The sequence below is a fragment of the Pseudomonas sp. ATCC PTA-122608 genome, assembly GCF_001952855.1.
Classification (GTDB): Bacteria; Pseudomonadota; Gammaproteobacteria; order Pseudomonadales; family Pseudomonadaceae; genus Aquipseudomonas.
Window position 1 is genome coordinate 440,968 of the sequence record NZ_LPNO01000013.1, and the last position, 17,553, is coordinate 458,520.

General features: G+C 62.6%; 18 protein-coding genes and 1 pseudogene. 7 read left to right on the forward strand and 12 right to left on the reverse strand.

Translation table 11 applies throughout. From position 1 onward, the window contains the following. Positions 1–63: 63 nt before the first annotated feature. Genes dsbG through dsbD form a run of 3 tightly spaced genes read right to left on the reverse strand, consistent with a single transcriptional unit; the run spans position 64 to position 3,400 of the window. On the reverse strand, positions 64–825 hold the full coding sequence (dsbG, locus tag AU074_RS14770; protein ID WP_076015323.1) for a thiol:disulfide interchange protein DsbG: 762 nt from the start codon (positions 823–825) through the stop codon (positions 64–66). Then, positions 801–1,670, reverse strand: coding sequence for a TlpA disulfide reductase family protein (locus AU074_RS14775; RefSeq protein ID WP_076015324.1), 870 nt, complete (start codon positions 1,668–1,670; stop codon positions 801–803). Before AU074_RS14775 ends, dsbG begins: the two co-directional genes overlap by 25 nt. Then, positions 1,670–3,400 carry a protein-disulfide reductase DsbD gene (dsbD, locus tag AU074_RS14780; protein WP_076015325.1) on the reverse strand — a complete coding sequence of 577 codons (1,731 nt, stop codon included), beginning with the start codon at positions 3,398–3,400 and terminating at the stop codon, positions 1,670–1,672. Before dsbD ends, AU074_RS14775 begins: the two co-directional genes overlap by 1 nt. 175 nt (positions 3,401–3,575) lie before the next feature. Here dsbD and AU074_RS14785 point away from each other — a divergent pair, with 175 nt between their 5' ends. From AU074_RS14785 to AU074_RS14805, 5 genes are all read left to right on the forward strand, one after another. Then, positions 3,576–4,256, forward strand: a complete 681-nt coding sequence (locus AU074_RS14785) for a response regulator (protein WP_076015326.1) — start codon at positions 3,576–3,578, stop codon at positions 4,254–4,256. Further along, positions 4,256–5,575: an ATP-binding protein gene (locus tag AU074_RS14790; protein WP_076015327.1), complete on the forward strand. Its 1,320-nt coding sequence runs from the start codon at positions 4,256–4,258 to the stop codon at positions 5,573–5,575. The genes AU074_RS14785 and AU074_RS14790 overlap by 1 nt, the downstream gene beginning before the upstream one ends. Positions 5,576–5,697: 122 nt before the next feature. Beyond that, a complete protein-coding gene (locus tag AU074_RS14795) occupies positions 5,698–6,465 on the forward strand; it encodes an N-acetylmuramoyl-L-alanine amidase (RefSeq protein ID WP_076015328.1) in 768 nt (255 codons plus the stop codon). Between the two features lie 180 nt (positions 6,466–6,645). Beyond that, positions 6,646–8,046, forward strand: coding sequence for an aspartate aminotransferase family protein (locus AU074_RS14800; RefSeq protein WP_076015329.1), 1,401 nt, complete (start codon positions 6,646–6,648; stop codon positions 8,044–8,046). An 80-nt stretch (positions 8,047–8,126) separates the two neighbouring features. After that, the gene (locus AU074_RS14805; RefSeq protein ID WP_003209001.1) at positions 8,127–8,351 is read left to right on the forward strand and encodes an MbtH family protein; all 225 of its coding nucleotides are present in this window, start codon (positions 8,127–8,129) and stop codon (positions 8,349–8,351) included. Positions 8,352–8,500: 149 nt separating this feature from the next. Here the strand turns inward: AU074_RS14805 and AU074_RS33335 are convergent. The 9 genes and pseudogenes from AU074_RS33335 to AU074_RS14845 all read right to left on the reverse strand — a co-directional run. Beyond that, positions 8,501–8,626: pseudogene (locus AU074_RS33335) on the reverse strand (metal ABC transporter substrate-binding protein); the annotation flags it as partial. A 169-nt stretch (positions 8,627–8,795) separates the two neighbouring features. Next, positions 8,796–9,743, reverse strand: a complete 948-nt coding sequence (locus AU074_RS14810; RefSeq protein WP_076015330.1) for a metal ABC transporter solute-binding protein, Zn/Mn family — start codon at positions 9,741–9,743, stop codon at positions 8,796–8,798. Next, the gene (locus AU074_RS14815; RefSeq protein ID WP_076015331.1) at positions 9,743–10,642 is read right to left on the reverse strand and encodes a metal ABC transporter permease; all 900 of its coding nucleotides are present in this window, start codon (positions 10,640–10,642) and stop codon (positions 9,743–9,745) included. Before AU074_RS14815 ends, AU074_RS14810 begins: the two co-directional genes overlap by 1 nt. Next, on the reverse strand, positions 10,639–11,385 hold the full coding sequence (locus AU074_RS14820; protein WP_076015332.1) for a metal ABC transporter ATP-binding protein: 747 nt from the start codon (positions 11,383–11,385) through the stop codon (positions 10,639–10,641). The genes AU074_RS14815 and AU074_RS14820 overlap by 4 nt, the downstream gene beginning before the upstream one ends. Then, entirely contained in the window at positions 11,382–12,302 is a 921-nt protein-coding gene (locus AU074_RS14825; RefSeq protein ID WP_076015333.1) for a metal ABC transporter substrate-binding protein, read from the reverse strand. Before AU074_RS14825 ends, AU074_RS14820 begins: the two co-directional genes overlap by 4 nt. Positions 12,303–12,327: 25 nt before the next feature. Further along, positions 12,328–12,888 (reverse strand): DUF6162 family protein, encoded by a 561-nt coding sequence (locus AU074_RS14830; RefSeq protein ID WP_076015334.1) that lies wholly within the window; start codon positions 12,886–12,888, stop codon positions 12,328–12,330. Continuing rightward, positions 12,885–13,214 carry a hypothetical protein gene (locus AU074_RS14835; RefSeq protein WP_076015335.1) on the reverse strand — a complete coding sequence of 110 codons (330 nt, stop codon included), beginning with the start codon at positions 13,212–13,214 and terminating at the stop codon, positions 12,885–12,887. The genes AU074_RS14830 and AU074_RS14835 overlap by 4 nt, the downstream gene beginning before the upstream one ends. Beyond that, positions 13,211–13,750, reverse strand: coding sequence for a thiamine pyrophosphate-binding protein (locus AU074_RS14840; protein ID WP_076015336.1), 540 nt, complete (start codon positions 13,748–13,750; stop codon positions 13,211–13,213). The genes AU074_RS14835 and AU074_RS14840 overlap by 4 nt, the downstream gene beginning before the upstream one ends. Beyond that, positions 13,747–14,949, reverse strand: coding sequence for a PepSY domain-containing protein (locus AU074_RS14845; RefSeq protein ID WP_076015337.1), 1,203 nt, complete (start codon positions 14,947–14,949; stop codon positions 13,747–13,749). Before AU074_RS14845 ends, AU074_RS14840 begins: the two co-directional genes overlap by 4 nt. Positions 14,950–15,200: 251 nt before the next feature. Between AU074_RS14845 and leuC the strand changes: the two genes are divergently transcribed. After that, complete coding sequence (gene leuC / locus AU074_RS14850) at positions 15,201–16,622, forward strand: 3-isopropylmalate dehydratase large subunit (RefSeq protein ID WP_076015338.1); 1,422 nt, start codon at positions 15,201–15,203, stop codon at positions 16,620–16,622. Beyond that, positions 16,619–17,233, forward strand: a complete 615-nt coding sequence (gene leuD / locus AU074_RS14855) for a 3-isopropylmalate dehydratase small subunit (RefSeq protein WP_076015339.1) — start codon at positions 16,619–16,621, stop codon at positions 17,231–17,233. Before leuC ends, leuD begins: the two co-directional genes overlap by 4 nt. The last annotated feature ends 320 nt before the right edge of the window (positions 17,234–17,553 follow it).

The window sequence follows — 17,553 nt, forward strand, 5'->3', positions numbered from 1 at the left end:
TGTTGTAAAAATGCCCGCAGATAACGGGCATTTTTCTTGTTCGCTATGAACCTTCAGTGCCGCTTATTTAGGGCCCAGAATCTTCACCAGCTTATCCGGCGAAGGCGCCCCTTGCTGTTGCTGCAACCCACCCTTGTCATCCAGATAGAAAATTGCCGGCGTGGCCGACAACTCCAGCTCATCCATCAGCTTCATATTCGAATCAAGCTTGGCCTGGATAGCCGCCGGAATCTTCTCCAGCGCCTGCAACTTGCTGCCTTTACCGGCTGACTCATGGGCTTCCAACGCCTGCTGCGGATCCTTGGCTGCCAACAGCGCCGCCGACTTGCCCGGGCTGTCCTCACGAATAATCCCCACCATGATATGCCGCAACTGCACCTTGCCCGACTTCACCCATGGCCGCGCCTGTTCCCAGAACATATTGCAGTACGGGCAGTTCGGATCACTGAACAGGTAAACGATGCGCGGCGCATCCTTGTTGCCATCCTGGATCCAGTTACTGTGTTCCATCTTGGCCCAGACCTCCTTGGCCATCGGCGCATACACCAGCTTTTCCAGGGGCGCAGTACTCAGGTCATTGCCGTCGGCGTCGTACAGGTTGCCGGCGATCACACTTTTACCGTCGGCAGTCAGGTACAACGCCATGCCACGGTTCTGGTATTGCGCCGCATAACCCGTGAGGCCGCTGGGGGCATCGAACTTGCCGATAATCTTGGCACCCTTCGCTTCAATGTTCTTGATCGGCGCCGGCCAGTCTTCAGCCTGGACGAGCGTGGCAGCCAGTGTCAGGGGCAACAGGGTCAGCAGGTGGCGGAGGCGGAGCATGGCGAATTCCTTGTGGTAGCCGGCTGGGCCGGTTTAGCGGTGATCGGCTCGAAGCGCTCCATGGCGCGGGCCAGGCTGGCTTGGGACAACTCGCCCAGGTGGCTGTTGATCAGGCGACCGTCCGGTTGGTAAAACAGGGTGGTGGGCAAAGCCATGGAGCCGACGGCCTGGCCGAGGCGGCCGCTGGCGTCGAACAGCACGTTGTCCAGGTTCAGGCCCTGGGTCGCCAGGTAGGTGGCGACGCTTTGCATGCTTTCGGCCTGGTTGACGAACAGGAAGGTCACGTCCGGGCGTTGGCGCTGGGCGCTTTCCAGTACTGGCATTTCGCGACGGCACGGCGGGCACCAGGTGGCCCAGAGATTGATCACCAGCGGGCCGCCCTTGTAGTCGGCCAGTTGCACGGTTTCGCCATTGGCGTTGCGCAGGGTGATGTCCGGCAGGTGTGTGCCTTTTTCGTAGAGGGTCAACGACAGACTGGTCAGCGCCCAGAACGCCAGGCCGGTGATCACGCCGGCGCTCAGTGGCTTGCGCAGCAGCGGGCGGCGCCAGCCGTAGATCAAGGCGCCGAGGATCAGCGCGATAACGCCGGGCCAGGCGAGAAAACCGCCGTCCCGCAGGTCGACGATCTGCAGCGGGTCATTTTGGTAATACGACCAGTACATCAGCACGAAGCTGACGCGCGCGGCGAGCATGCCCACCAGAAACAGGGTGAACAGCACCGACTCCGGGTTCTCGCCGCCGCGCTTGGCCACCCGCCAGCCCACCAGGGTGGCGAGGATCAACGCCGTGATCAGCAGCAAGTGATTCAGGGCGATGGCGAAGGTGCCGATGGTCAGTGTCAGCATCAGAGGGCTTCCCGGGCTTGGGTCCAGCGTTGCAGGAAGGCGGCGGCGTCGACTTCGCCGGTGATGCGCTGGGCGCGGCGCTCTTCACCGTCGGGGCCGATCCAGACGAAGCTCGGCGGGCCGGGGACTTTGTAGCGGCCCAGCAGCTCGCGGCTGGCGGCGTTGTCGGCGGTGACTTCGAGGCGCAGCAGGCGCACCTCCTTGAGGGCGTCCATGACTTCGGGTTTGCCGAACACCTGTTTCTCCATGATCTTGCACGACACACACCAGTCGGCGTAGTAGTCCACCAGCACCCATTGGCCTTGGGCCTTGGCGCTATCGAGTTGGCTTTGCAATACGGCCGGGTCGTTGATGGTCATGAAGGCGTCGTGGGCGCTGGGGGCACCGGCCACCCGCGAGCCGCTATAGACCTTGAGCGGTTGCCACAGGTCGTCGCTGCCGCCGGCCGCACCGATCACCAATACGCTGCCCCAGAGGCCCAGCACCAGCGAACCGGCACCGAACAGCATGGCGGTGCGCCCGAAGTCGTGGGCCAGGCGCCAGCCGCAGTAGGCCATGACCAGCGCCAGTACACCCCACAAGCCGAGCCACAGGGTTTCACCGACCACTGGGCGAATCATCAGCACGGCGGTGGCGAGGAACAGGAAACCGAAGATGCCCTTGAGGATGTTCATCCAGGTGCCGGGCTTGGGCAGGAAGCGGTTGCCCACGGTCACCAGCAGCAACAGCGGCACGCCGATGCCGATACCCATGGCAAACAGGATCAAGCCGCCGTGCAGGGCATTGCCGCTTTGGGCGATGTAGAGCAGGGCGCCGGCCAGGGGCGCGGTCATGCACGGGCCCACCAGCAAGCCGGACAAGGCGCCAAGCACCCCGGCACCCACCAGGCTGCCGCCGCTCTGGTTGCGGCTGACGTTGTCGAGGCGGTCCCGCAGAAAGGCCGGTAGTTGCAGTTCAAAGAAGCCGAACATCGGCAGGGCCAGGATCACAAACAACACGGCGAAGCTACCGAGGATCCACGGGGTTTGCAGCAAGGCGGCGAGGTTGCCGCCGAGCAGCGCGGCCAATACGCCGAGGGCGGCGTACACCAGCGCCATGCACACCACGTAGCTGGCGGCCAGGGCAAAGCCGCGCCGTGGGCTGGCGCCACTGCCTACCACAAGGCCGGCGAGAATCGGCAGCATCGGCAAGGAACACGGGGCAAAGGCCAGCAGCAGGCCCAGGCCGAAGAACACCAGCAGGCTCCAGCCCAGGCTGCGCTGTTGCAGGCCGCTCGCCAGGCTTTGGTCCTGGGCCTGGCCGGTGGCGGCTACGGCGGGGTTGCCACCCAGGTCAACGGTGATCGATTGTGGCGGGTAGCACAGGCCGGCATCGGCGCAGCCTTGCCAGCCGAGCTTGACCTGGCCGGTGGCACCGGCGGGAATCTTCACTTCCAGGCCCTGGCGATAGACTTGCTGCTCACCGAAGAACTCGTCGCTGTGGGCTTCGCCTTGGGGCAGCGTCGGCTTCTCGGCCAGGCCATCGAATTTCATGCGCTGCTGGTACAGGTAATAACCGTCGGCAATCTGCCAATACAGCTGGGTTTCGCCGGAGGCCAGACGCTCGGAGGTAAAGGTGAAGGCTTTGCCCACCGGGAGGAAGTCGGGTTTGGTCTCGAACGGATTGTTGCCCGGCGCGGCCTGGGCGAATCCAGCAAACACTACCAGCAGAAAGATAAACAGATGCCGCATGATCAAGCCTTAGTTCGAAGCAAGTGGGACACACAATGTGTGGCGTTGATTAACCGATGATTAACCGGGCTATTCTAGACAGCAGGGATTATCCGGGTTTACGCGGGCTGGCGGCATAATGCGCGCTTAATCCACTGCCTTTTTAATCACCCTCACATTTTGCAAAGGGTTCACCATGCACGTACTGGTCTGTGAAGACGACGAACTGATCGCCAGCGGCATTGTTGCCGGGCTCAGCGCCCAGGGGCTGACCGTCGAGCGCGTCGGCACCGCCGCCGCTGCCCGGGCGATGCTCAAGGTGGCGGAATTCGACGTGATGGTACTCGACCTCGGCCTGCCGGATGAAGACGGCTTGAAGCTGTTGCAGCAACTGCGCAGCCAAGGCCTGGAGATTCCGGTGCTGATCCTCACCGCGCGGGATTCGGTGACCAACCGCGTCGACGGCCTGCAGGCCGGTGCCGACGATTACCTGCTCAAGCCCTTCGACCTGCGGGAACTCGCCGCGCGCCTGCACACCTTGTTGCGCCGGGTGGCCGGGCGCAGCGTCCACCTGATCGAACACGGGCGCCTGACCTACAACCCCAGCAGCCGCGAAACGTTGCTGGGCGGTGAGTCGGTTGACCTGTCCCGCCGCGAGCAGGCGTTGTTGCAGGCCCTGCTGCAAAACCGCGGCCGGGTGCTGTCCAGTGAACAGCTCAAAGACAGCGTCTACGGGCTTAACGACGAACTGGAAAGCAACGCCCTCAATGTGCACATCCACCACCTGCGGCGCAAACTCGGTAACGGCATCGTCGAAACCGTGCGCGGCCTGGGTTATCGCCTGGGCCCGGCTGACGGTGGAGAGGACGCTTCGTGATGAGCCTGCGCCTGCGGCTGACCTTCAAGCTCGGCGCGGCCTTTGTGCTGATCTGGGCCCTGGCTGCCGCGTGGATGCTCAACGACTTGCGCAACCAGATGATGTTCTCCCTCGACCAGCGCCTGGTGGCGTCGGCGCGCATGGTCGCCGGGCTGATGGAGCAGATGCCGGGCCTGTCGAGCACGGGTGAGGGCGCGCACTTCAGTGCCGAACAACTGAATGTACCGGGTGGCATGGCGTGCCAGGTCAGCTCGTTGCGCGGGGTGGTCCTCGCCCGCAGCCACACCACGCCGGACCAGGGCCTGGAGTCGCGCAAGAGCGGCTTTCGCGACCAGATGATTGATGGCGTGGGCTGGCGCAGCTTCACCCTGTCCCGTGGCGATTTGTTTATCACCACCGCCGACCGGCAGGTGGAGCGCGAAGCCTTGAACCTGTCGATCCTGCTGGCGGCTTCGGTGCCGGTGGGTGTGGCGCTGTTGGGCTGCCTGTGCCTGCTATGGCTGGGGATCGGCCAAAGCCTGTTGCCGCTCAACCGCATGCGTGACGCCTTGATGCGCCGCAGTGCCGATTCCCTCGAGCCCTTGCAGATCAGCCCGCTGCCCAGCGAACTCAAGCCGCTGCTCGACACCCAGAACCAGTTGCTGCAACGCATCGCCAAGACCATCGAGCGCGAACGCCGCTTGACCGGTGACGCGGCCCACGAATTGCGTAGCCCGCTGACGGCGATCAAGACCCACCTGCAAGTGGCGCGCATGACCGAAGGCGCTGCCCGTGACCAGTCCCTGGCCCATGCCGAGGAAGGCGCCGATCGCTTGCACCGCACCCTTGAGCAGTTACTGCTGCTGGCGCGGGTCGAAGGCAGCCTGTCGTTTGACGACGGCCTGCAATCGAGTGCCGAACAAGTCGCACAACTGGCGATCCAGGACGCCAATGGCGGCGAAAATCAGCGCATTGACCTGATCCTGGCAGATGGCCTGTCCGACAAACCGGTGGAAATGCCGGTGGGCCTGGCTGTCGCCGCCTTGCGCAACCTGCTGGACAACGCCTTGCGCCACACCCCGCCTGATACCCGGGTGGAACTGAGTGTGTCCAGCACTGGCGATAATGTGGTGTTCCGGGTGCGTGACCACGGCGCGCCGATTTCCAGTGAAGACTTGCAACACTTGACCCAGCGCTTCTGGCGCAACGGCAACAGCCCGGGATGCGGCCTGGGGCTGGCGATTGTCCAGGCAATCGTGCAGCGCTGCTCGTGCTCCTTGAAATTCGACAGCCAGGCCGATGGCATGCGCGTCGACCTGGGCATGCCGTTGCGTCGCTGAACCTTCTTTTCACGGCACAAATAGCTACCGCCATCCTCAAGCGTAACGCTTCAGGATGGCGGTCATTTTTTTGTGTTTGAACGGGCTGAATGACTCAGCCTGTGTTGAAAAGGACAGCGCCTATGTTGGTCATCGATTCCACGTTTCCCGCAAAAGACTTTAACCAGCGCAATGGCGAAGCCGTGCGCCAGGTGATTGTGCATTACACCGCTGCGCCTTTTGCTTCGTCATTGCGTACGCTGACCCGTGACGGTGTCAGTGCGCACTACCTGTTGCCTGATCCCCATGACGCCAGCTACCGCGCCGCCGGCTACGACGAACTGCGGGTGTTCCGCCTGGTGGACGAAGCGCAGCGCGCCTGGCATGCCGGCGCGAGCCACTGGGCCGGGCGCGATAACCTCAATAGCCGCTCGATCGGGATTGAAATTGTCAATCAGGCCCGGGATGAAGCCGGTGTGTTTACCTTTCCCGCGTATGGCCCTGAACAGATCGACGTGTTGATTGCCCTGATTCGCGACATTCAGGGGCGTTACCCGGCGATCGGTCCTACCGATATTCTCGGGCATTCGGACATTGCCTATTGGCGCAAGAGCGACCCGGGACCGTGCCTGCCGTGGCGTTGTCTGTTTGAAGCCGGCGTGGGTGCCTGGTTCGATGAGCCCGCCAAGGTGTCCTATGAACGGCGATTTTCCATAGGGTTGCCTCCGGAAGTAGAGATCGAGCGGGCGTTTCAGCGCTATGGCTACGCCCCGGCAAAGGATCGCCAGGGCTTCCGACAGCGGGTCAGGGCGTTCCAGATGCACTATCGGTCTCGCGATTACAGTGGGCAACTCGACAGCGAGACCTGCGCAATTCTGTATGCCTTGAATGAAAAGTACACAGGGCTATGAGGGTATTTCCTACATTCCTGTGGGGATAGACAGGCGTAAATGTGGGTTTTAACTCTACGGGTGTAAATCCTCCCCTCGCTGATGCGTTTCCAGAACAGGAAATCCGTGCGTTGCCCTTGGGCCAGACGCCAACGGGTTGGCAGTTTGGTCACCATCATCAGCGTATTGAGGGATCTGGAAATGTCAGTCGCTACCAGCCGTATTGAAGAGACCCAAGCGGTCCCTGCGGAAACGCTCTACCAGTTCGACGAAACCCCGCTGCTGGCCCGCCAGCGCCAGCAGGAATCCAATGCTCGCAGCTACCCTCGGCGCATTCCCCTGGCGCTCAAGCGCGCCCGCGGGATCTACGTCGAGGACGTCGAAGGCCGCAGCTTTATCGACTGCCTGGCCGGCGCCGGCACCCTGGCGCTGGGGCATAACCACCCGGTGGTGATCGAGGCCATTCGCCAGGTGTTGAGCGATGAATTGCCGTTGCACACCCTGGACCTGACCACACCGGTCAAGGATCAGTTCGTGCAGGACCTGTTCGGCCTGTTGCCGTCGGCGCTGGCGCGGGAAGCCAAGATCCAGTTCTGCGGCCCAACCGGTACCGATGCGGTAGAAGCCGCGCTGAAACTGGTGCGCACCGCCACCGGACGCAGCACGGTGTTGTCGTTCCAGGGCGGTTATCACGGCATGAGCCAGGGCGCCCTGAGCCTGATGGGCAGCCTGGGGCCGAAAAAGCCGCTGGGTGCCTTGCTCAGTAATGGCGTGCAATTCCTGCCGTTTCCCTACGACTACCGTTGTCCGTTCGGGCTGGGTGGGGCGGAAGGGGTCAAGGTCAACCTGCATTACCTGGAAAACCTGCTCAACGACCCCGAGGCCGGTGTTTTGCTGCCGGCAGCCGTGATCGTTGAAGTGGTGCAGGGCGAGGGCGGCGTGATCCCGGCCGATCTCGACTGGCTGCGTGGCCTGCGCCGTATTACCGAACAAGCCGGTGTGGCGCTGATCGTTGACGAAATCCAGAGCGGCTTTGGTCGTACCGGCAAGATGTTTGCTTTCGAACACGCCGGCATCGTCCCGGACGTGGTGGTGCTGTCCAAGGCGATCGGCGGCAGCTTGCCGCTGGCGGTGGTGGTGTATCGCGATTGGCTCGACACCTGGTTGCCAGGCGCCCATGCCGGGACCTTCCGTGGCAATCAGATGGCCATGGCCGCCGGGTCGGCGGTGATGCGCTACCTTAAAGACCACGATATTCCCGCCCACGCGGCCGCCATGGGCGAGCGCCTTGGGGAGCACCTGCGCATCCTGCAGCGCGACTTCCCGCAGTTGGGGGACATTCGTGGTCGTGGGCTGATGCTCGGCGTGGAGCTGGTGGATCCCGCAGGCGCCCCGGACACTCAGGGCCACCCGCCGGTGCATCGTCAATTGGCGCCACTGGTACAGCGTGAATGCCTCAAGCGCGGGCTGATCCTTGAACTGGGCGGTCGTCATGGCAGCGTTGTGCGTTTCCTGCCGCCGTTGGTGATTACCGCCGCAGAAATCGACCGTGTGGCCGAGATCTTTGGTCGCGCCCTGGCGGCAGCGGTCGCCAGCCTCTAATTTTTTACCGGGCTGGCACGTTCTTTCTTACATCAGCTGTGCGTGGTGCGCAGCCAGCCTTACACCGACGGAGAACAGCAATGACCTCAGTATTCGACCGCGAAGACATCCTGTTTCAGGTAGTGGTCAACCATGAAGAACAATATTCCATCTGGCCCGACTACAAAGCCGTGCCGGAAGGCTGGCGCACCGTCGGCAAGAGCGGGATGAAGAAAGAGTGCCTGGCCTACATCGAAGAAGTGTGGACCGACATGCGCCCGTTGAGCCTGCGCCAGAAGATGGACAGCCAGGCGTTGGCGGGCTGACCCAGACCTCGGGCACAACACAGATCCAAATGTGGGAGCGGGCTTCCTCGCGAAGGCGCCGTGTCAGTCACTTTATGCGTTGACTGTCACACCGCTTTCGCGAGCAAGCCCGCTCCCACATTTACTGTGTTTCGCTTGTGAGAGGCGCGTTATAGCGCCTTGATCACCTGATCCACATTGCCTTCCAGTTCTGCCACCGGGTCGGCGCCATCGGTGTCCAGCACCAGCAACTTCGCCCCGCCTGCCGCGACCGCCGCCTGCACCGCATCGCTTGGCTTGCGGGTTCGCGGGCTGACCCAGATATCGAGCACAACACAGATCCAAATGTGGGAGCGGGCTTGCTCGCGAAGGCGTCGTGTCAGTCACTTGATGTATTGACTGTCACAGCGCTTTCGCGAGCAAGCCCGCTCCCACATTTACTGTGTTTCGTCTGTGAGAGGCGCGTTACAGGGCCTTGATCACCTGGTCCACATTGCCTTCCAGCTCTGCAACCGGGTCTGGGCCATCGGTGCCCAGCACCAACAACTTCGCCCCGCCCGCCGTGACAGCTGCCTGCACTGCATCGCTTGGCTGACGATGATGCAACACCACGGCTACCTCATTTTCCTTCAAGCTTGCAGTCAGTTGTTGCAACGCCTCGGGTGTCCACTCGGTATCGGCCCGCGCATCGGTGCTGACCAGTTCCAGATTCAAGCCACTGACGAGGTAACCAAAGTGATCGCTCAGGCTGACCACCGTCAGGTTGTCGGCCTTGGCCAGTCGCGCCTCGCTGTCGGCCGTGAGCTTGAGCAGGCGTTGCTTGAGGCCGGCCAGGTTGGCCTCGATCTGCACCTTGGCCTCGGGTGCCAGGCGGCTCAGGTCGGCGGCCATCACATCGGCCATGCGTCCCATGTTGTTGCTCGCTTGCCACGGCTGGCTGTTCAAACCGTCGATGGCGCCCGGCTGCACGGCAATCCCCGGTAAACCACCGTCCACCGGGCGGGCAGCGTCGACTTCTATGATGCGGATATTGCTGCGTCGGGCCACCGGGTACAGCGGGTCGTCGGGCCACAACGAGCGCAGGCCGATGGCCGCGTCGGCGTCCAGCGCCAGGGTGTTCAATGCCTGTGCGCCGCGCCCGGTGAAATAGGCGACTTGCCGCGAGCCGGGCAGGTTGGCCGGTGCCGCGCGTTCAAGTTGCACATCGGTGCCTTTGAGCAGCACCTGCGCCAGGCCGTAAGTAATCGGCAGCGCGGCGAGTACTTTCACCGGCTTTAACCCGTGTGCCTTGTTCAGGGCGGCATGGCCGACGCCTTGGTTAGCGGTGATCTGCAATGGCTTGACGCCGTCGGCAGCGAACGCCGGTGCGGCGATTGCCAGGGCCAGCAGCAGTGGTCGAAAAATCGGGCGCATTATCCAAGATTCCCTTTCAGGCTGGGGACCGTGCCGCGAGCGATGGCGGCGATGGCGAAGGCGATACCGGCTACCAGAATGATTGCGGCACCGGACGGAATCGGCAGGTCGAAGATGATTGGCAGCAGGATCCCGCACAGGGTGCTGACGGTGGCGATCACCACCGAGATCCAGAAGAACCCCTTGAGCGACTGGCTCAACAGGCGTGCGGCGGCCGCCGGAATGACCAGCAACGCACCCACCAGGATCGCGCCGATGACCTTGACTGCCGCAACGGTGATGAGCGTCACCAGGATCACGAACAGATAGTCCAGGGTCTTCACCGCTACCCCGCGCACCGCCGCCAGTTGCGGGTTGAAGCTGGCCAGCATGATGCGGTTGTACAGCGGCAGGGCCAGGGCCATCACCAGTGAGCCGACAATCGCCAGCACCAGCAGGTCATTGCCGTTCACTGTCAGCACCGAGCCGAACAACACGTTTTCAAGGATGTGCACGTTGATCTTGCCCGCCAGAATCAGCAGCAGGCTCGCGCCCAGGGCCAGGGACACCGACAGGAACACGCCGATCAAGGTGTCCGGCGCCAGGCCGGTGCGGTTGCGCAAGTAGTTGAGCAGGATCCCGAACAACAGGCAGTAGCCAAACAGGCTGCCGTAAGGCCCGGTGTAGGGTTCACCCAGCAGAATGCCCACGGCCACGCCGGTCAAGGCAGCATGGCCCACCGCTTCGGAAAAGAATGCAAAGCGCTTGACCACCACCAGGGTGCCCAAACCGCCCAGCACCGGGCCGATCAGCAGCCCGGCCAGCAGCGCGTTGACCACAAACCCATAGGCCAGTGCTTCCGGTAAATACCCGGAAGACGCCCAGCCCTGGACCATCAAGCGAAAGGCTTCGTAGCTCATAAGGCCGGGCTCCGTGGGTGGGTGGAGAACAGGGTCAGCAGGCGGTCCGGGGTCAGCGCCTCCTTGGGCGTAGCGTCGAACAGCACGCGGCGGTTCAGCCCGGTGACGCGGTCAGCCAAGCGGCCGACGGCTTCCAGATCGTGTTCGATCCACAGCACGGTGATCCCGGCCTGGCGCCAGTCGCTCAGCAAGCGCTCGAACACCTGGATACCGGCTTCATCCAGCGCCGACATCGGTTCGTCCAGCACCAGCAATTGCGGCGCCGGGATCAAGCCTTGTGCCAGCAGAACGCGCTGGCGCTCACCGCCAGACAAGGCTCCCATGCGCCGTTTGCGCTTGTCCTGCATGCCGACCCGCTCCAGTGCGTCGCCAATCGCGGCAGCGTAGTGCTTTGACAGCCCGAGAAACGCCGGACGCCGCTGGCACATCGCAGCCATGAAGTCGTCGACAGTCATCGGCAAGCCCCTGTCGAACTCCAGCGCCTGGGGCACGTAGCCGATGGTGCCGGGTGCGTCCGGCCAGTGCAGGCTCAACTGGCCCTGGTGCGGCGTTTGCCCCAGCAGGGTCTTGATCAGCGAGCTTTTTCCGCCGCCGTTGGGCCCCACCAGCGCATGAATACTGCCGGGCTGGACCTGGAAGCTCACCGCGTCGAGGATCACGGTACGGCCCAGGGTCAGTGCCACGTTATTGAAGTCGAGGGTCGGGCCAACGCTGGCCACGCTCAAGTGTTCAGCCGCCGTCATGCCCCGGACTCCTGAATCGCCCGCACCACGGTATTGAGGTTGCCGGTCATTTCCACTTCGTACTTTTCAGGGCTGTAGTCGCCGTAGGAGATGTGCGACAGCGGGTACAGCTTCACCCCGGATTCACGCTGGATGGTGTCGACGTAGCTGGACGGGAAGTCCATCTCTGAGAAGATCACTTTCACGTCCAGCTCCCGCAGTTGGTCGATGGTTTTCTTCAACTGGCTGGGGCTCGGTTCGATGCCATGTGCCGGTTCCACCACGGCAGTGACTTCCAGGCCGAATTCCCGCAGCAGGTAGTCATACGCCGCATGCACCGTGGCCACCCGCAGGTCGGGGTTGGGTGCGCTGGTGAGCTTGGCCAGGGCGCCGGCGCGCATCTGGCGCAGGCGCTTGCCGTAGGCGCGGGCGTTCTGGGTGTAGGTCTTGGCGTTGTCCGGGTCGAGTTTGCCCAGTTCCCGGGCAATGTTGTTCACCTGGGCAATCGAGGCGCTGATGGACAGGAAGGTGTGCGGGTTGACCACCTTGCCGGCACCGCGGGCGGCGTTGCCGGTGGCGGCCAGCAGCGGCACGTTGGCGTTGGCCTCGATCACCGGGATGTCCGGGTGCTCACTGGTGGCGATCATGCGGTCGGCGAAATCGTCATGGCCGACACCATTGAGCACGATCACATCCAGGGTGCCGATGCGCTTGATGTCTTCGGCACGGGGCTCGTAGGCGTGTGGGTTGAAGCCGGCCGGAATCAACGGCACGACTTCAGCTTTGTCCCCGACGATATTGGCCACGTAGCTGTAATACGGGTGCAGGGTGATGCCGATGCGCAGGCGTTTGGCAGGGTCGGCACTCGCGAATGGGGCCAGCAGCACGGTAATCAGGCCGACCAGCACCAGGCGTAATAATGGAGATGAAATAGACATGGTCTTCTCTCGCTACAGCGTGAATTCAATGACGATGCTGGCGGGTGACACCGGCATCGAATTGCGCGACCACTTGCTGCCAGCCCGCGCTGATCAGCGCCTGGTCAGTGAGGTCGGTGGGGGCGGTGAGGTTGGCGCTGCGGTTGAGCCAGATATCCGGCTCGGCACCACGGATGCGCATCAACAACGAACCGCTGAGGTCCGGTGTCTGGCTCAGGCCCAGGTAGGCCGCGTCCAGCAACTGCCAGCGGTGGTCGCCGCGGCTCACCGAGCTGGCGTCCTGGGCGAAGGGCGCAAAGCCTTCCTCGCCCAGTTGCTCAGGCGTCGGCAGGGTGCTGTGTTCTTCCTGCAGCAAGTGGATTTCGTCCAGGGTCACCCGCAGGTCGGCGTAGATGCCTTGCTCGGCGGCGCTGAGGTCGCGGCGGGCGTCCAGTTGGTGGCTGGGCACGGCGGCGATCTCCTGGCTTTCACCGCGCAAGGCCACCACGGTGCCGGCAACGGCGAGGATGATCAGGCACAACAGCAGGACATACAGGGTTTCATGGCCGGCACCGGCAGGGCGCACGACTTGGGTTGTACGGCTCATTGGGGCTGGATATCCGCTTGGTCGATTTCCACAACGTGGCCGGGGCCCGCATCAAACAACACGTAGAACTCGGCGGACGGTTTCTTGAAGGTCAGCTTCGAGTCTTCACCCAGCTTGCCGGGCACCAGGATGGTTTCGTCATAGCCGATCACATCCAGGGTCACGCCGGGGGCGCCGCTGCCATCGGAGAAACCGCCGGTGCACTGGATCTGCTCGCCGGGGATTTCCTTGCATTCGCACATCGGGTTGTGGGCGAGGGCGACGGTACTGAAACCGGCGCCGAGGATCAGCACGCCACAGGCACGGGCCAATTGCTGCAAGGTCATGGTTTAACTCCTCGTTTTTTCAGCCAGTCGATGGTGGCCGGCGATGCCTGGCTCAAGGGAATGGAGGCCTGGTGCATGGCGCCGTCCCAGCCTTCCATGGTGATCCACACTTCGGCGTCCAGTGGGGTGCGTTCGGGGATCGGCAGCATGGCGCCCATGCGATACGGTGTGCCGAAGAAGATCACCCCGGCGGCCCGCAGGCTGCGAGGCTTGCCGATGCGCAGGTAGGTCGCCTTGACCTGGTCGATGCAGGTGGCACACAGGGCGGCATTGAAGGACTTCATCGGGCCTGCCGGGTCGGGGCGCGGCGGCTCGTTGCGCAGTTCGGCGAGTTTCAGGCTCCAGGGGCCGACCTGTACTTCGCCGATCTCCCGCTCGCCAAGACCGCTGTCACCGCGAAACAGCGCGGCGTCGGCAAAGTACTTGGGCATAAAGCCCAGGGGCACCAGAATCAGCAGGATATTGATGTGGAAGCGCCACTTGAGCCAGAAGGCGCGCAGGGGAGAGGGCGGGTTAATCGTCGTGGCCTTGTTCATCGGTTGCCCTCCGTGGTTTCAGCCTGTCCAAGCGGATTTTCCAGCGGTTGCCGGCGCACCTTGGCGCCACGCTTGAGTGCGTTGAGCGTGGCCAGCGCCGTGCGTTTGCTCCAGATCAGCAGACCGCTCAAGACCATCATGCTCAGTACCAAACCGAAGAAGAACCAGATCATCTTGATCCACAGTCCGCCAAAATCCCCGGTGTGCAGCGGGCGCATGGATTCGGTGACGAACTCCAGGCCGGAGCGGTCGGACAGCAGGTGCGAGGCGGCGATTTCGCCGTTGTAAGGGTTGATTTGCGCGGTTTGGTACATCAGCGGGTACCAGCCCCGGCCACCAATCATCAAATGGCTATAGGCCGTCGCCGGCAGGCTGACGAAACTGGCTTCCAGGCCTGGAATGCGCTGGGTGGCGATGTCGATTGCCTCGTCCAGGGGAATCATCGGCGCACGCACGCCTGGGCTGGACAGGGGCACCTTGTCCCGGGTGATCACCGGGACAATTGGTTCACTGGAAATCGAGATCTGGTTATCGAAGAGAATCGCCTGAATCAGAAACCAGGTGCCGGTTATGGAAATGACTGCAATAAACCAGATCGACCAGATCCCGCTCAATCGGTGAAAGTCACCCCAGAAGATTCGCGCGCCATGGTTGAAACGCAGGGTCGGCTTGAAAAAGCCTTTCCAGAAACGCTTGTAGACCACCAGGCCCGTAACCAGCGAGGCCAGCAGCGGCAAACCCAGCAACGAGACCAGGTACCAGCCCCAACTGAAACCGTTGGTGAACGGCACCAGCCACCAGCCGTGCAGTGCGCGGGTGAATTGTTGGAAGTCGAACGCCGGGGCGATCCCCTGGATCACCCCTGTGTAGGGGTTGACGAACACTTCTACGGTGCGCCCGTCGGGATAGGCCACGTTCGACGTCAGGGCGAAATGCGACTCGTCGGGGCGGCTCAGGGATTTGACGATGGTCTGCGGCTCGGCGCGGTTCATGGCCTCGATGACTTGTTCGTAGCTGAGCAGTTCGGCATCGTCCGACGGCTTGCTGGCGCGGATGTCCGGGTTGGCCAGCCAGACGATCTCCTGGCTGACCACCGCCAGGGTGCCAGTGACGCAGACGATCAGCACAAAGAACCAGATGGGCAATGCCAGCCAGCTGTGCACGAGAAACCAGAGTTTTGAGCGTGACTTCTTCGACATGTGAATAAGGGTCTTGATCGGAGGGAGGCAGTAAAGGCCCGGAAAACGCCGCCCGTAGCTTTTGCTGACGCGAGCGGCTGTATCTAAGTTAAGACGGATGAGAAATGCAAAACCCTAAGGCGGATATGAAAGTAAATGTTTCAGATAGCCATTCATGCAACACGAAACATGTTCCGAGTCATCACCAAGGCGGGATTGATGGGGCGGGGGCGCTGCCTATGATGGAGCCATACCGTTGAGCGAGCCCAATAATGACTTCTGCCAGAACCCTCTACGACAAACACATCGACTCCCACACGGTGTGCCGCCTGGATGACCAGGGCCATGTGCTGCTGTATATCGACCGTCAGGTAATAAATGAATACACCAGCCCGCAAGCCTTCAGCGGCTTGCGCGAGGCAGGCCGTGGCGTATGGCGCCCCGGCACGGCGCTGGCGGTGGTCGACCATGTGAACCCCACCACGCCCAAGCGCATCGCGACCATGCCGGATGCGGGCGGCGCGCGCCAAGTGTCGTACCTGGCGGAAAACTGCCGGGACTTCGGGATTGAGCTGCTGGATATCCTCGACAAGCGCCAAGGCATCGAACATGTGATCGCCCCGGAGCAGGGTTTCATTCTGCCGGGCATGGTGATCGCTGCCGGCGACAGCCACACCACCACTTACGGTGCCTTGGGCGCGTTCGGCTTTGGCATCGGCACCTCGGAAATCGAGCATTTGCTGGCCTCGCAAACCCTGGTCTACAAGCGCCTGAAAAGCCTGCGCGTGACCGTGGACGGCGAACTGGCCCACGGCCTGACTTCCAAAGACGTGATCATGGCGCTGATCGGCAAGATCGGCGCTTCGGGAGCCACCGGCTACGCTATTGAGTTTTGCGGTTCGACCATCGATGCCCTGAGTGTCGAGGCGCGCATGACCATCTGCAATATGGCGGTAGAAGCGGGCGCCCGTGGTGCGTTCATGGCGCCGGACGAAAAAGTCTTCACCTACCTCAAGGGCAAACCCCGCGCGCCGAAGGGCGAGTTGTGGGAGCGCGCCCTGGTGGGCTGGCGCCAATTGCACTCGGATGCCGACGCGGTGTTCGACCTCGAAGTGCAACTGGACGCCACCGGCCTGGAGCCGATGGTCACCTGGGGCACCAGCCCTGACCAGGCCGCGCCCATCGGCGCCCGCGTGCCAGACCCGCAAGACGTCAGCGACCTGATCCTGCGCCAGGACATGCGCCGCGCCCTGAACTACATGGGCCTGGAAGCCGGCATGCCGTTGAGTGAGATCGTCATCAGCCATGCGTTTATCGGCTCCTGCACCAACGCCCGCATCGAAGACCTGCGCGATGCCGCCAGCGTCGTGCGCGGCAAGCACGTGGCCGACCATGTGCGGGCGATGATCGTGCCGGGCTCCACCGAAGTGCGTGACCAGGCCGAAGCCGAAGGCCTTGCTGCGATCTTTATCGAGGCCGGGTTTGAATGGCGCCAGTCCGGGTGCTCGATGTGCCTGGCAATGAACGACGACGTGCTGGAGGCGGGCGACCGCTGCGCCTCCAGCACCAACCGCAACTTCGAAGGCCGCCAGGGCGCGGGTGCGCGCACTCACCTGATGAGCCCGGCCATGGTTGCAGCCGCCGCCATCACCGGCCGCCTGACGGACATTCGCCACTTTGGAGACCGCACATGAGCCTGCAACCTTTCACCCGGATCACCGGCAAGGCCGCGCCGATGCTAGCGGCCAATATCGACACCGACGTGATCATGCCCAAGCAGTTTCTCAAGGGCATCGACCGTAACGGGCTGGATCGCGGTTTGTTCTTTGATTTGCGCTTTTTGGCGTCGGGCGAACCAAATCCGGAGTTTGTGCTGAACCAGTCAGCCTGGCAGGGTGCGAGCTTTATGGTGGTGGGGCCGAATTTTGGCTGTGGTTCCAGCCGGGAGCATGCGGTGTGGGGCTTGAAGCAGATGGGCATTCGCGCGCTGATCGGCAGCAGCTTTGCGGGGATTTTCTATGACAACTGCCAGCGTAATGGGGTGTTGTTGATCACGCTGGAGGAGGCGGTGTTGCAGCGGTTGGGGCAGACAGTGAGTCAGCCTGAACAGGCGCTGATCAGTGTGGATCTTGAGGCGCAGGAGATTCTTTTGGCGGACGGGCAGGTGATTGGGTTTCAGATTGATACGTTGCGTAAGACTGCGTTGTTGTTGGGGTTGGATGCTATCGGTACGACGTTGCAGCGCAGTGAGCAGATCAAGGTGTTTGAGCGGGGGCATCTGGCGGCCAATCCCTGGCTCGGGTGATGGGCCTGGTGTTGCAGGTTGACTGGTGTGAAATTGCGTACATATCCGTTATTTAGGTAACGGCGGGCTATGGTTCCGCTCTTACAGCGGGTCACTTTTGAAAAGCGCAAAAGTAACCAAAACGCTCTGCCCCGCCTGTCGGCACCTCGCCTAGGCTCGGTGTTCCCTCACTCCGGTATTGCTCCGCGGGCCGCCGCGACGGGCCATCCATGGCCCGGCGCGGCTAAACCGGCGTCCTGCCGGTTTACCCGCTCCGCAATACCTGCGTTCGGCCTCGGGCTGAATGGGGCAGTCAGATCAAAATCAAAAGCAGATCAAAA